At 58.2% G+C, this 14237-nt stretch carries 14 protein-coding genes; 10 read left to right on the forward strand and 4 right to left on the reverse strand.

Features of this window, described 5'->3' with window-relative positions; genetic code table 11:
• Nucleotides 1-106 precede the first annotated feature (106 nt).
• Both ABJM11_RS11595 and ABJM11_RS11600 read left to right on the forward strand, forming a co-directional pair.
• Complete coding sequence (locus ABJM11_RS11595; RefSeq protein ID WP_348293423.1) at nucleotides 107-949, forward strand: cytochrome c oxidase assembly protein; 843 nt, start codon at nucleotides 107-109, stop codon at nucleotides 947-949.
• Nucleotides 946-1569 (forward strand): SCO family protein, encoded by a 624-nt coding sequence (locus ABJM11_RS11600; protein WP_348293424.1) that lies wholly within the window; start codon nucleotides 946-948, stop codon nucleotides 1567-1569. Before ABJM11_RS11595 ends, ABJM11_RS11600 begins: the two co-directional genes overlap by 4 nt.
• An 84-nt stretch (nucleotides 1570-1653) precedes the next feature.
• Here ABJM11_RS11600 and ABJM11_RS11605 read toward each other — a convergent pair whose 3' ends face one another.
• Nucleotides 1654-2364, reverse strand: coding sequence for a transporter substrate-binding domain-containing protein (locus ABJM11_RS11605; protein ID WP_348293425.1), 711 nt, complete (start codon nucleotides 2362-2364; stop codon nucleotides 1654-1656).
• A 310-nt stretch (nucleotides 2365-2674) separates the two neighbouring features.
• Between ABJM11_RS11605 and ABJM11_RS11610 the strand changes: the two genes are divergently transcribed.
• The 6 genes from ABJM11_RS11610 to ABJM11_RS11635 all read left to right on the forward strand — a co-directional run bounded on the left by ABJM11_RS11610 (nucleotide 2675) and on the right by ABJM11_RS11635 (nucleotide 9558).
• On the forward strand, nucleotides 2675-3463 hold the full coding sequence (locus ABJM11_RS11610; RefSeq protein WP_348293426.1) for a PIG-L deacetylase family protein: 789 nt from the start codon (nucleotides 2675-2677) through the stop codon (nucleotides 3461-3463).
• A gap of 68 nt (nucleotides 3464-3531) precedes the next feature.
• Nucleotides 3532-5769, forward strand: coding sequence for an HAD-IIB family hydrolase (locus ABJM11_RS11615; protein ID WP_348293428.1), 2238 nt, complete (start codon nucleotides 3532-3534; stop codon nucleotides 5767-5769).
• A 1-nt stretch (nucleotide 5770) separates the two neighbouring features.
• Nucleotides 5771-6988, forward strand: coding sequence for a hypothetical protein (locus ABJM11_RS11620; protein WP_348293429.1), 1218 nt, complete (start codon nucleotides 5771-5773; stop codon nucleotides 6986-6988).
• Nucleotides 6978-7892, forward strand: coding sequence for a glycosyltransferase (locus ABJM11_RS11625; protein ID WP_348293431.1), 915 nt, complete (start codon nucleotides 6978-6980; stop codon nucleotides 7890-7892). The genes ABJM11_RS11620 and ABJM11_RS11625 overlap by 11 nt, the downstream gene beginning before the upstream one ends.
• Nucleotides 7889-8479 (forward strand): SAM-dependent methyltransferase, encoded by a 591-nt coding sequence (locus ABJM11_RS11630; RefSeq protein WP_348293432.1) that lies wholly within the window; start codon nucleotides 7889-7891, stop codon nucleotides 8477-8479. The genes ABJM11_RS11625 and ABJM11_RS11630 overlap by 4 nt, the downstream gene beginning before the upstream one ends.
• A 5-nt stretch (nucleotides 8480-8484) precedes the next feature.
• Nucleotides 8485-9558: a hypothetical protein gene (locus tag ABJM11_RS11635; protein WP_348293433.1), complete on the forward strand. Its 1074-nt coding sequence runs from the start codon at nucleotides 8485-8487 to the stop codon at nucleotides 9556-9558.
• Here the strand turns inward: ABJM11_RS11635 and ABJM11_RS11640 are convergent.
• The 3 genes from ABJM11_RS11640 to ABJM11_RS11650 are packed head-to-tail and all read right to left on the reverse strand — an operon-like array spanning nucleotide 9527 to nucleotide 12388.
• On the reverse strand, nucleotides 9527-10831 hold the full coding sequence (locus ABJM11_RS11640; RefSeq protein ID WP_348293434.1) for a TRAP transporter large permease subunit: 1305 nt from the start codon (nucleotides 10829-10831) through the stop codon (nucleotides 9527-9529). The two genes, ABJM11_RS11635 and ABJM11_RS11640, sit on opposite strands and share 32 nt — an antisense overlap.
• 4 nt (nucleotides 10832-10835) lie before the next feature.
• Nucleotides 10836-11375 (reverse strand): TRAP transporter small permease subunit, encoded by a 540-nt coding sequence (locus ABJM11_RS11645; RefSeq protein ID WP_348293436.1) that lies wholly within the window; start codon nucleotides 11373-11375, stop codon nucleotides 10836-10838.
• Nucleotides 11376-11413: 38 nt separating this feature from the next.
• Nucleotides 11414-12388, reverse strand: a complete 975-nt coding sequence (locus tag ABJM11_RS11650) for a TRAP transporter substrate-binding protein (protein WP_348293438.1) — start codon at nucleotides 12386-12388, stop codon at nucleotides 11414-11416.
• 170 nt (nucleotides 12389-12558) lie between these two features.
• Between ABJM11_RS11650 and ABJM11_RS11655 the strand changes: the two genes are divergently transcribed.
• Nucleotides 12559-13341: an SDR family oxidoreductase gene (locus ABJM11_RS11655; protein ID WP_348293439.1), complete on the forward strand. Its 783-nt coding sequence runs from the start codon at nucleotides 12559-12561 to the stop codon at nucleotides 13339-13341.
• A gap of 53 nt (nucleotides 13342-13394) precedes the next feature.
• Nucleotides 13395-14213: an SDR family NAD(P)-dependent oxidoreductase gene (locus ABJM11_RS11660; protein WP_348293441.1), complete on the forward strand. Its 819-nt coding sequence runs from the start codon at nucleotides 13395-13397 to the stop codon at nucleotides 14211-14213.
• Nucleotides 14214-14237: the final 24 nt, after the last annotated feature.

Genomic DNA, 14237 nt, shown 5'->3' on the forward strand with positions numbered 1-14237 from the left:
CCCGTCTCCCAACAATCGCTTGAATTTAACCGTCAGTCCGGTAAAACTCTGAACCTGCCACAACAATAATTCCCTGGTTCCGCCACAGCGCATTAAGGCACACCCGATGTCCGTCGCAGACTACCTGATACCTTATGATTTCTCGCCCGTGACGATAGCGGGCTTTATGCTCGTGCTGGGGTTCTATGGCTATGGGCTGCTGAAAATGCCGGACGAAGAACGCCCGGGCAGTGGCCGCATACTGGTTTTCATGGTGGGTGTGATGATGTGTTATGCCGTCATGCAAACCCGCTTTGACTACTACTCCCAGTACATGTTCTTCGTTCACCGGGGCCAGCACCTGATTCTTCACCACCTGGGCCCTTTCCTGATTGCCTTGTCCAACCCCCTGCCGGTGATGCGTTTTCTCTATAGCCGCATTAAACCAGGTGTCAGGAGGGCACTGGTGCCGGTGGGATGGATATACCGGTTCCTGCAACACCCTGCCATCGCCTCGTTCCTGTTCGTGGGGCTGATCTATTTCTGGCTGTGGCCGCCCATTCATTTTGACGCCATGCTCAGCCGTGACCTTTACTGGATCATGAACTGGAGCATGTTGCTGGACGGCCTGTTGTTCTGGTGGCTGATTTTTGATCCCCGCTCACCGGTGAACAGCGATGCCCTGGGCTATGGCAAACGCATCCTGCTGCTGGCTCTGGTAGCCATACCCCAGATGGTGCTTGGCGCCACCATCGTTTTCTCGCGAGGCATGGTTTACGACGTTTACGAGGTGTGCGGTCGTGCCTGGCCAATGGCACCGGAAACCGATCAGCTCCTGGGTGGCCTGCTCACCTGGATTCCGCCGGCAATGATGAGCATTCTCGGCATATTGATCATCCTCCGCCGCGCGATGCGGGAAGACGGTAAAATAACCCCCTATTCCGACAAGCTGAAGGCAACCCATTCATGAGCAACAGATTCAGGCTCCCCCTGCCCAAATTATTGCCCGTTACCGCCCTGATCACTGTGGCAGTGCTAATGACTGGCTGCTTCAGCGATGACCAGCCATGGCGCAGCAAGGACATCAGTGGGCTGATGCCGGAACTGGCGTTTGAGCTGACAGACACCTCGGGCGAGACGATCACCGCCGATGAAACCGATGGCGAAATCCGGATGGTGTTCTTCGGCTTTACCCACTGCCCGGATGTGTGCCCCACGACGCTGCAGAAGCTGTCCCGTGCCGTTAAAGACATGCCCGCAGAATTACAGGAAGACACCCGGATCGTCTTCATCAGCGTGGACCCCGGCAGGGATACACCTGACCGGATCAGGAGCTACGTGGATTTCTTCAGTGAGAGGGCCATCGGCCTCACCGGTGAAGAGAAAGCGCTGCGGGAACTGAGCAAACGCTACCGCACCACCTTTGGCTACGACGATCCCGACGAGGAAGGCAACTACAATGTCTCCCACAGCGGAGCCGTGTACGTGTTCGACCGCGAGGGCGACGCTCGCCTGCTGTTCAGGCCGGAACTGAGTGTTGAAGACATCCGGGCTGATCTTGTCACCCTTGCCGAGGAAAGCAGAACCTGACATACAAGTCCTGCAATCCGCGCTAACTCCTTTTTACAGCTGTCCCTCCAGCAGAGGTAACTGAACTATCCAGCAGGAATTGCGTTAATTCTGGCGAGCACGCTCAAGAATTCTGTTTTTATCCCCACTGGCATCCTGCCTCTGCAGTGTTTCGGCGAGCGGTTCTACAAGGTCGGCATGGCGTCGGTGCAGGTAATGGTGAAGTGTGAACCGCGCAACTGGCTCGGAGAGAATATTGAAGGTGCTCCAATCCTCTTCATTCAGAGGCGAATACCCTTCAATCTCAGACACCAAAGCCATGTCAACGCGACCCCGTTCCAACAAAGAGTGCATCTGGGCATAACTATTGGCGACTACCGGCGTCATGCCGAGTTGCTTGGCAGTTTTCTCGGCAATAACAACTCCTCTGCGTACTGCCACCCGCCGGGGGCTGCCTTCCTGTTCAGTTATTTGACCGGAGCCCCGAGCCACTGCCAACAACCGGCCTTCCATCAGCGGATAAGGAACCTTGATAAGATTGGGGGCCCTGCTCCCCGGATCTTCAATCCGGAACAGGTCGCCATCCACCTTGCCATTGTTCGCTATTAACAGGGCACGGCGGGAAGGAACCACAACAGCGGTTACCTCTATACCAAGCTGGCCATAAGCCGCATCGAGAAGCTGGATGGCCAGATCCGTGCTGGGCACGTCACCAATAGCGGCAAGTCTGAGCACCTCACGCTCGGGGTCTGCGGCGAGATTGAACGGTGCAACAGTAATAAATAACAGAACAGACAGCATCGACCTCAGTTGCACGGTGCCTTCCCTCACAGTGAGCAAAAATCATAGACACAATGCTAGTCCAACTATCGGAAATTATCGCGACGACACAGCGCCCACCTTTTCTGAACCTTGCACCTGATTAAGCTTTCTTAATGGGCTCCCCGCTTTTCCTTCTCAAAAGCTACGGAAACTAACGCGCCGGCTGGTAAGCAGTCTCTATAACCCTGTCTGAATGTTAATCCCGCCCAAAGCACGGTGAATTCTCCAATAGCTATATTAACCTATGAGGTTCTCGAACGGTTGTGGGTCAGCGTATGGTTCTGTAAGAAGGGAGGAAGCCTCAATGGAACGGATCGCAGCCGCGCAGCAGACGAACCATCTTATTCGTCACCCGACTCTGACGCCGGCCAAACCCCAGCGCAATGACGGGGCTATTCCGCTTACCTCATTGGGTCCCATTCTCATTGCCTCGCCCCACCCAGATGATGAAACCCTAGGCTGCGGCGGGTTGATTGCACGCTGCGCCAAGCTGGCCTGTTCAATTACCGTGCTTGCAATGACCAACGGCGAAGCCTCCCATCCGGGCGACCGAGTCTGGCAGGAAAAACTCGGCAACATACGGAAGAACGAGCAATACAGCGCATTGAAGATGCTTGGCATCGCGGAGCCTGATGTTGTCTCGTTGGGGCTTCCGGACGGCGGGCTGGAATTGCTTGGCGAGGAACAGTGTGAGCTGATTGAGGCCCGGATTTTGGAGCTGATGCAGGCACGGGAGATCCGCACGGTTTTTGTACCCGCGGTCGACGACTGCCATTCCGACCACCGAGTGACAGCACGACTGCTGGCTGCGGTAGCCCTAAGTCACCCCGTCGAATATTTTTTCAGTTACCAGATCTGGCCTCCCGAAGAACGCTCCCCCTGGGTTGTGGCCAGTGAGTACGAATATCTCCTGGACATTACGGACCTGATCAGTCTTAAGCGTGAGGCGGTGTATCAGCATCGCTCGCAGTTGAATGCCATTGATCCGGTGCACAACGAGGGTTTCAGGATGCCCGAGGCATTGCTTGAAGCCAAGCTGAAGAACCAGGAATCGTTTGCGTGGATCCGGGATATCAGCGCATGGAGTCAGTAAATTCTCAGTACCAATAATACGAACCAATAAAGGGCAATCAGCCCCTCTCGAAGAAAGGAGTCTGACGAATGGGAATGCCCCAGAACGGCGTGATCATGCACATTGCGCTTCAGGGTTGCCTGAAGGCCGGCCCCATTTCCTACGGCCTGACCGCCGATACCGGGGGCCATATCCGGTATCTTCTGGAGCTCGTGGAAGCGCTCGCCCGGCGCCCTGAAGTCTCCCATCAAATTATTGTTACCCGCGCGTTCGACGCGCCCCACCTGGGAGACGAATACTGGCGCCTCGAAGAGCAGCTCAGCCCAGAGGTCACCCTTTGGCGGTGCCGGGGAGAATCATCGGATTATTTACCGAAGGAAGCCCTGTGGCGAGAGGTCCCGCAGATGGTGGATTCGCTGATGGAGCGAATGAAACAGCAATGCGTACGGCCCGCCCTCATACACGCCCATTATGCCGATGCCGGCGTCATGGCGATGCGTTTAAAGAGCGCTCTCGGAATCCCTTACGTCTTTACGGCACACTCTCTTGGAGCCACCAAAGCACAGCACATGCAAAACCTGGGGGGCGCCAACAAAGAGCTGAGACGCAGGCGGCGCCTGGAGGAGGTCGCACTGGAAGGGGCTGATAGCGTCATTGCCAGTTCGGAACACGAAGCCAGAATACAGTACGGCCTGTACCTCCACCATGACCTTGGTAAGACCCGGGTTAACCCACCAGGATGCGACCTGGACGCTTTCAGCACACCCGCTCCGGCAGAGGCCCGCAGGCAGGTCGATACCGAACTGCAACGCTTTCTGCGTCGTCCCCACCTGCCCTGCCTCCTCGCCATTGCGCGGCCGGTGGAAAAGAAAAACTTATGTGCGCTGGTCAAAGCGTATGGCGAAAACCCCAGGCTCCGCGAACAGGCCAACCTGGTGATCTATGCCGGCACCCGTAAAGACATCGACAGCGGGGAAACTGAAGCACGCCAGGTCTGGAACCAACTGCTCCGGTTGATTGATGAGTACGACCTGTATGGGGACGTCGCCTATCCCAAACACCATGACTTGTCGCAAGTTCCGGCAATATACCAGTGGGCCACCCAGCGCCACGGGGTCTTTGTGAATCCGGCCCTCAATGAGCCCTTTGGCCTGACCCTGCTGGAAGCGGCAGCAGCAGGGCTACCGGTGGTTGCAACCCGGGAGGGCGGGCCGGTCGACATCATTCGCCGGTGTCAGCACGGGCTGCTGGTGCCACCCACCGATACTCAGGCCATAGCCGATGCCTGCCACCACCTGCTTGAGGACGACCTGGCATGGAAGCGTCATAGTGCCCGTGGCCGCACAAACGTCAACTTCTACAGCTGGACGCGCCACGCCCGCCAGTACGTGGAGGATACCGGATTTTCTCCCCCCCGGGCTGCGTCAAACGTTCGGAGAACGACAAGTTTCAGCCAATTGCTTGCTACCGATATGGACGGCACTTTACTGGGCCACCATCACGGGCTGGCGCAGTTGAAACGCTGGCTCAACCGCAATCGCCAGTGCCTGTTCGTTATCGCCACAGGCCGGTCGGTACACGATGCGCTCTGTGAACTGGACAGCTGGGGCGCCCCGCGGCCCGATGTCCTCATCGCGGATGTGGGGTCCTCGGTGTACGAGTTTGACCGTCATGGCGCGCCCAGGCCGGTGGAAGACTGGCACCTGATCCTTCAGGAAAGCTGGCAAAGGGCACAATGCCAGCGGTTGCTTGGCGCGCACTGGGCGCTGGTACCCCAAGGATGCCTGGCCCAGTCAACGTACAAGCTGAGTTACTTCATCAGCGAACGCCTCCTAGCAAAATCAGGGCTGGATACCCGGTCTCTGGTCACAGAACTTGAGCAGGCCCTCGCAGCGGCGGGCCTTTCAGCTCGGTTGGTTTGCTCCCACGGCAACCTGCTTGATGTGCTTCCCGTTAAAGGGGGTAAAGCCCGGGCAGTGAACTTCGTTCGCAGGAAGTACGGCATCAAACCTTCCCGTGTCGTTAGCGCAGGAGACTCAGGTAACGATCTTGACCTCTTGCGCAATGCCGCCTTCGGCATTGCCGTTGCAAACCACACGACGGAACTGGCCACCCTGCATGATCACAGCAATATTTACTGGGCCAGGGCTGAGAGCGCTGCGGGCATCCTGGAAGGCCTGCATTACCGTAACCGTATTCTCGAGTCCCAGTCCGAAGCGGCGCCGGCGGAATCCGTCCGGGGCCAGCCTCTTCATGTTCACACCCCATATCCTCCGTCCGGCGCTTCGTTGAAGGACGGGCCAACAGAAATAGAAGCAGGAGCCTGACATGTCTTCACTGCAAACTCTGGCGAACGACACCGAGCTCTCAAGGCGACCGGTCGGATACTTCGTGCATCACCACGGACATGGCCATGCCAAACGCTGTCTGGCAATTGCACAGGAGATGCACCCTCGCCCGGTTACCATTTTCTGCGCCAAACCGGAAATATTCCCCGAGCTCCCTGATAACGCCGAGGTGGTGCAGATACCGGACTTCCATGGCAAGCAGGCGCGGTCTGAACAGCTGCATAAGGAGCCGGCCTGCCTGGCCCTGGATTGCGCGCCGGTGGGGGTATCGGCAATCCGTGGCAGCGGCGGCATCATCGCTTCCTGGCTGGCGCGAGAAGACCCGGTGCTTTTCATCGTCGATGTGTCGGCAGAGCTGGCGTTGCTCGGCCGTATCTGCAGCGTACCTGTGGTGAAGGTCCGTATGCATGGGGATCGTGAAGACGCTGCCCATCAGGCTGCCTACTCCGCCTGCGCAGCCATGTTGGCGCCGTATAGCGAGGTACTGGAACAACAGGACTGGCCAGAACACTTCCGCAAGCGCACCTTCTATACCGGTGGTCTGATCGATACGCGCAAACCGGTCCCTGATAAGGCCGCCGCCCGAAAGCAACTGGGGCTGCCGGAGGATCAGCAGATTTTCGTAGCGGTAGCCGGCAACGGAGGCGTTGGCGTTCCCATAGCCCCCGTTACCCTCGCCGCTCGAGCTTATCCGGATGCGCTCTGGCTGACGGTGGGTAAAACGGTTCGGTACGGCCACGAAACAGACTTTGCAAATCTGGTCGACATTGGTTGGATCACTAACGTCACTGACTACCTCGCCGCTGCGGATGTGGTTATTGCCACACCCGGCGATACGCTGACCCATGAAATTGCCCGGGTTGGGCGCCCCCTCGTCTGCATCCCCGAATGGTGTTATTACGACGAACAGGCGTGCAAGGCCGAGGCACTAGCCGCTCATAATCTGGCCGTCTACTCCCCCAGGTGGCCGGCCAGCTTCGCTCAATGGCGCGCCCTGGTGGACAAGGCCTATCAGTGCGATGTCGTAGCCCAGCGCGAGTTGGTCGATAACCAGGCCGCCAAACGCGCGGCCGGGTGCCTCGAGGGGCTGATCCAGGACCTGTGGCAGAAAAGTGCGCCGGACGAACTGATCGGGGAACGGTACACCGGAAAATATCAGGCCGTACCCGCCTCAGTGGCGATTCCTGATGCTGACTGACCGCTCTCCCAAAGGCCGGGACCATTCAGAGCCCACCGCAAGCGTACTGACCCTGGTGCGTGGTCGCCAGGCACATCTTGATGCTCTTGTGGAAGGACTGACCCACCAGACCCGACGGGACTTCGAACTGGTCGTCGCCAGCATGCAACCGGAGCCACCTCGGGTTTCGGAGCGTGTGCCTTTTTCAGTGAGCGTGGTAGAGGTGCCCGGGGCCCGACTGCCGCTGGCCGCCGCACGAAATGCCGCTGCCGCAAACGCCCGGACAGAGCGACTTATTTTTCTCGATGTGGACTGCATCCCGTCGCCTACCCTTGTGGAAAATTTTGTCGAGCAACTGGACGCCTCCGGGCGCTGCCTCCTCGGCGAAGTACGGTACCTGCCCGGCACTCTCCCGCAAGGCTACATAGCCAGTGCCACGTTCAGCGAGTTGGCGATGCATGCCAGACAGCACCCTGCGCGCCCGAATGTGCCGGGAGAAGGCTGGATAGATGAGCCAGAGCCCCGTGCCCTGTGGGGATTGTCATTTGCTCTGACGCGCCGGCAATACCAGACCGCCGGCGGCATGGATGAAACCTACCTTGGCTATGGCGGCGAAGAAACCGATTTCGCCGAACAGCTTGCAGCCGCAGGCATCCGTCTGGGGTGGTGCGGAAATGCCCTCGCCCTTCACCAGCACCATACCGTGCACACGCCACCGCTGGACAAATTCGATGACATTCTCGGCAATGCCATTCGCTTTTACCGTAAATGGGGGAGCTGGTGTATGGAGTACTGGCTGGAGTATTTCGTCGCCCATGGCCTGATTAAATGGTCCCCGACCACAACCGATATCCAGATACTTCGCCGGCCCACGAACGACGAGATACAGGCCTGTCGTCAGCCTCCGGAGGTGGCTTTTGCATGAGCTCCGATAAGCGTCAACACCACCCCGACACCTCGCCAGCGTTTTTTGAACGTCTCTATCAGAGTTCTGAAGACCCCTGGAACTTCCGTCACTCAACCTACGAACGGCAACGTTACGCTGCTATCTGTAATAGCCTCGCCGACAGGGAATACCGGTCCGCATTCGAGCCCGGATGCGCCATTGGTGAGCTTACCGCGATGCTGGCCCCGCTTTGTCGTTCTCTGGAGGCTATCGATTTCTCCGCCACAGCCGTGGAAACGGCGAGGCATCGATGCCGGGGCTACCCCAACGTCAGTATCCACAAGGGGGCGCTGCCAGAAGACCTACCAGAAGGCCCTGTCGACCTCATTGTCTTCTCAGAAATTGGCTATTATTTCACGCCAGAAGCGCTCGAATCCCTGCTAATCCAACTCTGGTCCATACTGGAACCAGGCGGGCGCCTGATCGCCTGCCACTGGCTCGGGCACTCTGACGACCACCAGCTTCATGGTACGGAGGTTCATAACATTCTGGGCCGTGTTCTCGGCGCCCCTGAGGGCCCGACAACCGTTAACGATGGGTACACCCTGCAACGCTGGAGCAAGTGAGAACCATGAGCATGGACAACCAAACGCTCGCGGAATGCCTGACTGACCTGCCGGAAAGCCCTACAGCTAGCGATTACCGGGATGCTGCCAGGGCCCTCCTGCCGTACATGGAGACTAACGTGCCACCCATGGGCGAAGGCCAAAGCCTTGACCGGCTGCGCCTTCTGAGCGGCGTAGCGCACCGTGATCTGGGGCTGGCCCGCCTCATCGAGGGCCACCTGGATGCCACGCAGATTCTGAGGGAAGCCGGGTGCACGGCCGAAAGCGACAAGCTGTACGGCATCTGGGCCTCCGGCGGGCCCGCTGACACAACCGATATAACGGGGTGCGCAGGCGGCGATCAGGGAAGCGCCCGCCTGACGGGCGCTAAACCCTTCTGCAGTGGCTCCGATATCGTCGACCGGGCGTTACTCTACGTTTACCCGGCCGAACAACTGCTTGATGTGGATATGCGGGGAGCCGGTTCGCGGGAGTGCCTGAGTTTCGAGGCCGGCCAATGGCGATCAGCCGCGTTTGTGGAAACCCATACCTGGTCCGTCAGGTTCGAGGACTTCCCGCTGACAGAGGAAAACCGTGTAGGAGGCCCTCAATGGTATTTCCATCGCCCCGGTTTTTGCCTCGGGGCGCTCGCGCCCGCAGCGTGCTGGGCAGGCGGCGCCACGGGGCTGGTGGACTCCCTACGTCAGCGAAAGCTGAACGACGGCCATGCCCGGGCACACCTCGGCGCTATGGTCTCCTCGGTATGCAGTATGAACGCGATGCTACGATGGGGAGCGGACCAGATGGATGCGGACCCCAATAATACGTCAGGAACCCTGTTTCCCTCGGCGCTGCTGGTCCGCCACCATATAGAACGTGCCTGCACGGAGGTTCTGGATCGTTTCGGCCGCACACTTGGACCGCGCCCCTTCGCGTTTGAAGAGAGCAATGCCCGGCGCATCGCCGAACTCACGCTGTATATCCGCCAATGCCATGCCGAGCGCGACCTGGAGGAATTGGGGGGGTATCTGGAGAAACATCCGCAATTCTGCTCGAGTTCTCTGATGCTCAGTTTCCCATTTTACCGGGCAGATACGTGACGATTTCGGGGAAAATGGTGATCAGGAACACTCCGGCCAGCAATAGCAGGAAATAAGGCAACGCGGCCAGCGCAATCCGGATAATGTTGTCACCGGTAAGCCCCTGGATCACAAACAGGTTGAACCCCACCGGAGGCGTTATCTGGCTCATTTCCACCACGATCACCAGATAGATTCCAAACCACATCAGGTCAATCCCGGCGGCTTGTACCATCGGCAGGATCACCGAAGTCGTCAGCACCACAACGGAAATACCATCGAGAAAGCAACCCAGAAGAATGAAAAAGGCCGTCAGTGCCAGGAGCAGCATGTAGGGCGACAGGGCCAGCGTATTGATCCAGGTTGCCAGTTCCCGTGGAATGCCGGTAAAACCCATGGATACGGTCAGAAAGTGGGCGCCCACAAGAATGAAAGCGATCATGGTGGAGGTTTTCACCGTGCCCATCAGGGCTTCCATACAGGTCGCCCTGCTCAGGGAACCGCCACGCCAGGACAGCAGGTGCGCCAGGGCAACACCCACCGCGGCCGATTCCGTTGGTGATGCCAGTCCGGCATAGATAGAGCCGATGATACCGACAATCAGCAACACCACCGGGATCAGCGGCTTGCTGCGGCGAAACTTCTCTGCCAGCGGCAAGGATTCTTCTTCATCAGCGGGCACGCCGGAGGGATTCACCCCTGACCAGATACCGACATAGCCCGCGAACATCACCATGAGTAGCAACCCCGGCAGGATGCCCGCCACAAATAGCCTGGCAATGGATTGCTCAGTGGCAACGCCGTACACGATGAGAATTATCGACGGGGGAATCAGCAGGCCGAGGGTGGCTGACCCGGCAAGCGTTCCCAGGACCTGCTTGCGATCATAGCCTCGCCCGGTGAGCTCCGGTATCGACATTTTTCCGATGGTTGCCGCGGTCGCCGCCGACGAACCGGAAATTGCAGCGAAGATTCCACAGCCAATAATGTTGGTATGAAGTAGTCGGCCCGGAATACGACCCACCCAGGGGGCGATACCGTTGAACATTTCCTCCGACAGCCGCGAACGGAAAAGCACCTCCCCCATCCAGATGAACATGGGTAGCGCAGCCAGCTCCCAGGAAGCGCTGGCCCCGTAAAACGAAGTCGACAAGCTCTGACCTACCGGAATATTGCTGAGGAAATGCAGTGCGGCCAGGCCGGTTGCCGTCAGAGCAAAAGCTACCCAAAGTCCCGCGCCGAGCAGAATCAGTAGCCCGATCAGAAGCGCCAGGCTCATCCAGATCATGTCCATGGCGTTACTCCATCGGGGCCTGGTCTTTGATATGGGCAATGCGGCCAGTGATCAGCCCGACCAACACATCGAGCAAGGCAACCAGTAGCCAGAGGAGCCCGACCACCATCACTGCTTGCGGAATCCAGAGTGGAACCGGAACCATGCCAATGGAAAGATCCCCAAAGTCATAGCTGTCATAGGCCAGCAGGATGCTGTACCTGATGGCGAACCCGGTGATCGCCAAAGCGCTGACTGTCACCAGAACGTCCAGGGCTTTCTGAATACTCGCCGGAAGCACCCTGTGCAGAAGGTCAACCCGGATATGCCCGCCAACCATCAGCGTGTAGGCCAGCCCGGTGAAGGTGGCGCCAAGTAACAGAAAACCCGCAAGTTCCGCCAGGCCCGGTATCTGCAGGCCCAGAGATTTCATTCCCAGGGCCTGCAGGCCTTCGTCGAGAACCCGCCCGGAAACCTGGAGCACCACCATAGCCATGATAGCTGCCAGCTGAAGTGCCGAGAGGTACCCACCAAATCGATACAGAGAGTCCAGAAACCTGCGCATGGATATGCTCCGGGTTGTTTTTTCTGACTATCCGACGACTAGCGGGCGCGATAGGCTTTCAGCAGCTCCTTACCGTCGTCACCGGCACGCTCCAGCCATTCCTGCTCCATTGTCTCACCAACTTCCTTCAGGCGCTCAACCAGTGCATCGCTGGGCTCGGTCACGACAATGCCGTTTTCTTCCATGATTTTGATCTTGGCATCTGTTTCGGCTTTGCTGGCTTCCCATCCCCGCTTCTCGGCTTCATTAGCGGCCGTTTCAATTGCTTCTTGAGCGGATTCAGGAAGCGCGTCGAAGCTCTTGGCATTAACGATAACCATGTTTTTCGGCAACCACAGCTGAGCATGGTTGAAGTGGCTCAGATAATCCCAGGCCCGTGTATTGGCGCCGGTAGACGGGGATGTGATCATGGCGTCGACGCGACCGGTGCCAAACGCCACCGGAATATCCGGCACTTCCACCTGAGTCGGGACGGCACCGAAGAGCTCGGCCAGGCGTTCGCTCGATTTGTTGTAGGCGCGCATCTTCACACCCTCGAGCTCATCGCCGGTTTCCACCAGGAACTCCGTATAAATGCCCTGTGGCGGCCAGGGCACGGCAAACAAAAGTTTCAGACGCTGGCGTTCAAGGCGCTCTGCCAGCATATCCCGGGATGCCTGCCAGAGCTCCCAGGCTTCGTCGTAGTCGCTGGCCAGATAGGGAACTGAATCCGCCTCGAACAACGGATCCTCATTGGCCAGCCGCGACATGATCAACTCGCCGATGGGTACAAGGCCACGGCGAACAGAGTTCTTGATTTCAGCATGCTTGATCAGGGAACCACTGCTGTGAACCGTTATATTGAGCTCACCATTGGTTGCCTCTTTCACATCTTCAGCAAATTCGCGGATGTTGACGGTGTGGAAGTTGGAGTCACCGTAAGGTGTTGGCATATCCCAATTCGTCTCGGCCTGGGCGTTTCCGATCACCACACAGAGAATAAATGCAGCCAGGTGCTTCGTGTTCATCTTCATGTCGCCTCCTTGTGGCGCCGGAAAATACCGATCCGGGCCGCTCGTTCATGGTTGTTGTTGTAGACATACCGAGCAACGTCAGCTGTACAATATTAGGCTTAGCCGCTGTGCGTTAAATGATCAACCTAGTGGCCAGAAAATCGGGTGTCAAAGTTCAGAAGGGATTTGCCATGAAACTGAAAGATTCCGTCGCCATAGTCACCGGCTCCTCCTCCGGTATCGGCGCCGCTATAGCCCGCCTGTTTGCCGAACACGGCTGCCACGTGGCGATCAACTACAGTAACAATGAGGAAGGCGCCCGGGCGGTAGCCGCCGACTGCGAGAAACACGGTGTGAAAACGCTGGTAATGCGCGCCGACGTAGCGGAAGACGCCGACTGCCGCGCACTGGTAGACGCAACCCTGGAGCAGTTGGGCCGCGTTGATATCCTGGTAAACAACGCCGGTACCACCAAATTCTGTGATCAAGCCAACCTCGAAGGCCTCGACAAACAGGACTTCCTCGACCTGTACGCCGTCAATACCGTGGGCCCCTACCAGATGACCCGTGCCGCCGAGAAAGCCCTGCGGGCCAACGGTTCCGGGCACATCATCAACATGGCTTCCATTGCCGGCCTCGCTGGCATTGGCAGCTCCATTGCCTATGCCGCCTCAAAGGGCGCCCTGATAACCATGACCCGCTCCCTGGCCCGGATCATGGGTCCGGAAGTCCGGGTCAATGCCGTCTGCCCCGGTTTCGTACAGGGTGAATGGCTGAAAAAGGGCCTGGGCGAAGACAAGTACGAGGCGTTACTGGCGAAGACCAAGGGTGCCTCACCCCTGCATGATACCGCCTCACCGGAAACCGTAGCCGACGTTTGCCTCGGATTGATCATCGGAGGCGACCTGACCACCGGGGAAACGATCCTCATCGACGGCGGTGCTCACCTGGGTATGGCGCCGGTCCGCCGCTAGCAGAGGTAACCTGGTGAATTTCGATTGAGGATGCAGAATTGGAGGTTAATCCGATGACCAAACTCGCCCTGGTCACCGGTGCCAGTGCCGGCATTGGCCATGAAACTTGCGCCCTTTTTGCCCGGAAAGGCTACAGGGTGATCTCCCTGTCCCGACAGCCAACCGGCGTCGACTCCGTAGCTCTGGAGCTAGCGCTAGATCTTGAATCCTTTGAGCAGATTGAAGGGCTTGCGGGCGCTCTGGACACGGAAATTGCGGCCGCCAACCGAGTTATTTTGGTTAATAACTCGGGTTACGGGCAATTCGGTGCACTTCGTGACCTGTCCGAATCCATGTGGCAAAAGCAATTCAGCACCCACGTATTCGGCCCCATCAAGCTGGCCGCTGTCTGCCTGAGGCTCTGCGAACAATACGGTATACCCTTGCGGGTCATCGCGGTTAGCTCTGTTCTCTCCATCGCGCCCCAGAAAATGAAAGGCGCTTACTGTGCCGCCAAAGCCGCGATGAACACTGCCCATGAAAGCTTCTGGTTTGATGAACAGGGCAGCAAAAGCCTGGAAAGTGTCTCGCTTGTGCTCCCTGGCCCCGTGGTGACCCGGTTCAGAGAACATGCCCTGGCCGCTTTGCAGCCTGTGCTTGGCCGGGCAAGCGCCGTGCACCGGGAAAAGTACAAAGCAATGGAAGCAGCGCTCTCGCCAGGCGCCAGAATCAAGCCCTTTACAGCCAGTGCGTCGGACGTCGCGAAAAAGATTGTCAGGGCTGCAGAAGCGGGGCGTCCCAAGCCTCGATATCTGGTTACACCCCAGACCTACGCTGCCGAATTTGTCACCCGGTTTATTCCCCGGTCGATCCAGCGCATGCTCTTCAGCTAGTGTTACCACATACTCAAAGCCAAT

The organism is Marinobacter sp. (assembly GCF_039977835.1).
In the GTDB taxonomy this organism is placed as follows: Bacteria; Pseudomonadota; Gammaproteobacteria; order Pseudomonadales; family Oleiphilaceae; genus Marinobacter.

Coding starts and splice junctions, on each gene's coding strand:
- ABJM11_RS11640 (WP_348293434.1), bottom strand. CDS start 10,831: ATGGACATGATCTGGATGAGCCTGGCGCTTCTGATCGGGCTACTGATT.
- ABJM11_RS11625 (WP_348293431.1), top strand. CDS start 6,978: ATGCTGACTGACCGCTCTCCCAAAGGCCGGGACCATTCAGAGCCCACC.
- ABJM11_RS11635 (WP_348293433.1), top strand. CDS start 8,485: ATGAGCATGGACAACCAAACGCTCGCGGAATGCCTGACTGACCTGCCG.
- ABJM11_RS11630 (WP_348293432.1), top strand. CDS start 7,889: ATGAGCTCCGATAAGCGTCAACACCACCCCGACACCTCGCCAGCGTTT.
- ABJM11_RS11645 (WP_348293436.1), bottom strand. CDS start 11,375: ATGCGCAGGTTTCTGGACTCTCTGTATCGATTTGGTGGGTACCTCTCG.
- ABJM11_RS11650 (WP_348293438.1), bottom strand. CDS start 12,388: ATGAAGATGAACACGAAGCACCTGGCTGCATTTATTCTCTGTGTGGTG.
- ABJM11_RS11595 (WP_348293423.1), top strand. CDS start 107: ATGTCCGTCGCAGACTACCTGATACCTTATGATTTCTCGCCCGTGACG.
- ABJM11_RS11660 (WP_348293441.1), top strand. CDS start 13,395: ATGACCAAACTCGCCCTGGTCACCGGTGCCAGTGCCGGCATTGGCCAT.
- ABJM11_RS11610 (WP_348293426.1), top strand. CDS start 2,675: ATGGAACGGATCGCAGCCGCGCAGCAGACGAACCATCTTATTCGTCAC.
- ABJM11_RS11600 (WP_348293424.1), top strand. CDS start 946: ATGAGCAACAGATTCAGGCTCCCCCTGCCCAAATTATTGCCCGTTACC.
- ABJM11_RS11615 (WP_348293428.1), top strand. CDS start 3,532: ATGGGAATGCCCCAGAACGGCGTGATCATGCACATTGCGCTTCAGGGT.
- ABJM11_RS11620 (WP_348293429.1), top strand. CDS start 5,771: ATGTCTTCACTGCAAACTCTGGCGAACGACACCGAGCTCTCAAGGCGA.
- ABJM11_RS11655 (WP_348293439.1), top strand. CDS start 12,559: ATGAAACTGAAAGATTCCGTCGCCATAGTCACCGGCTCCTCCTCCGGT.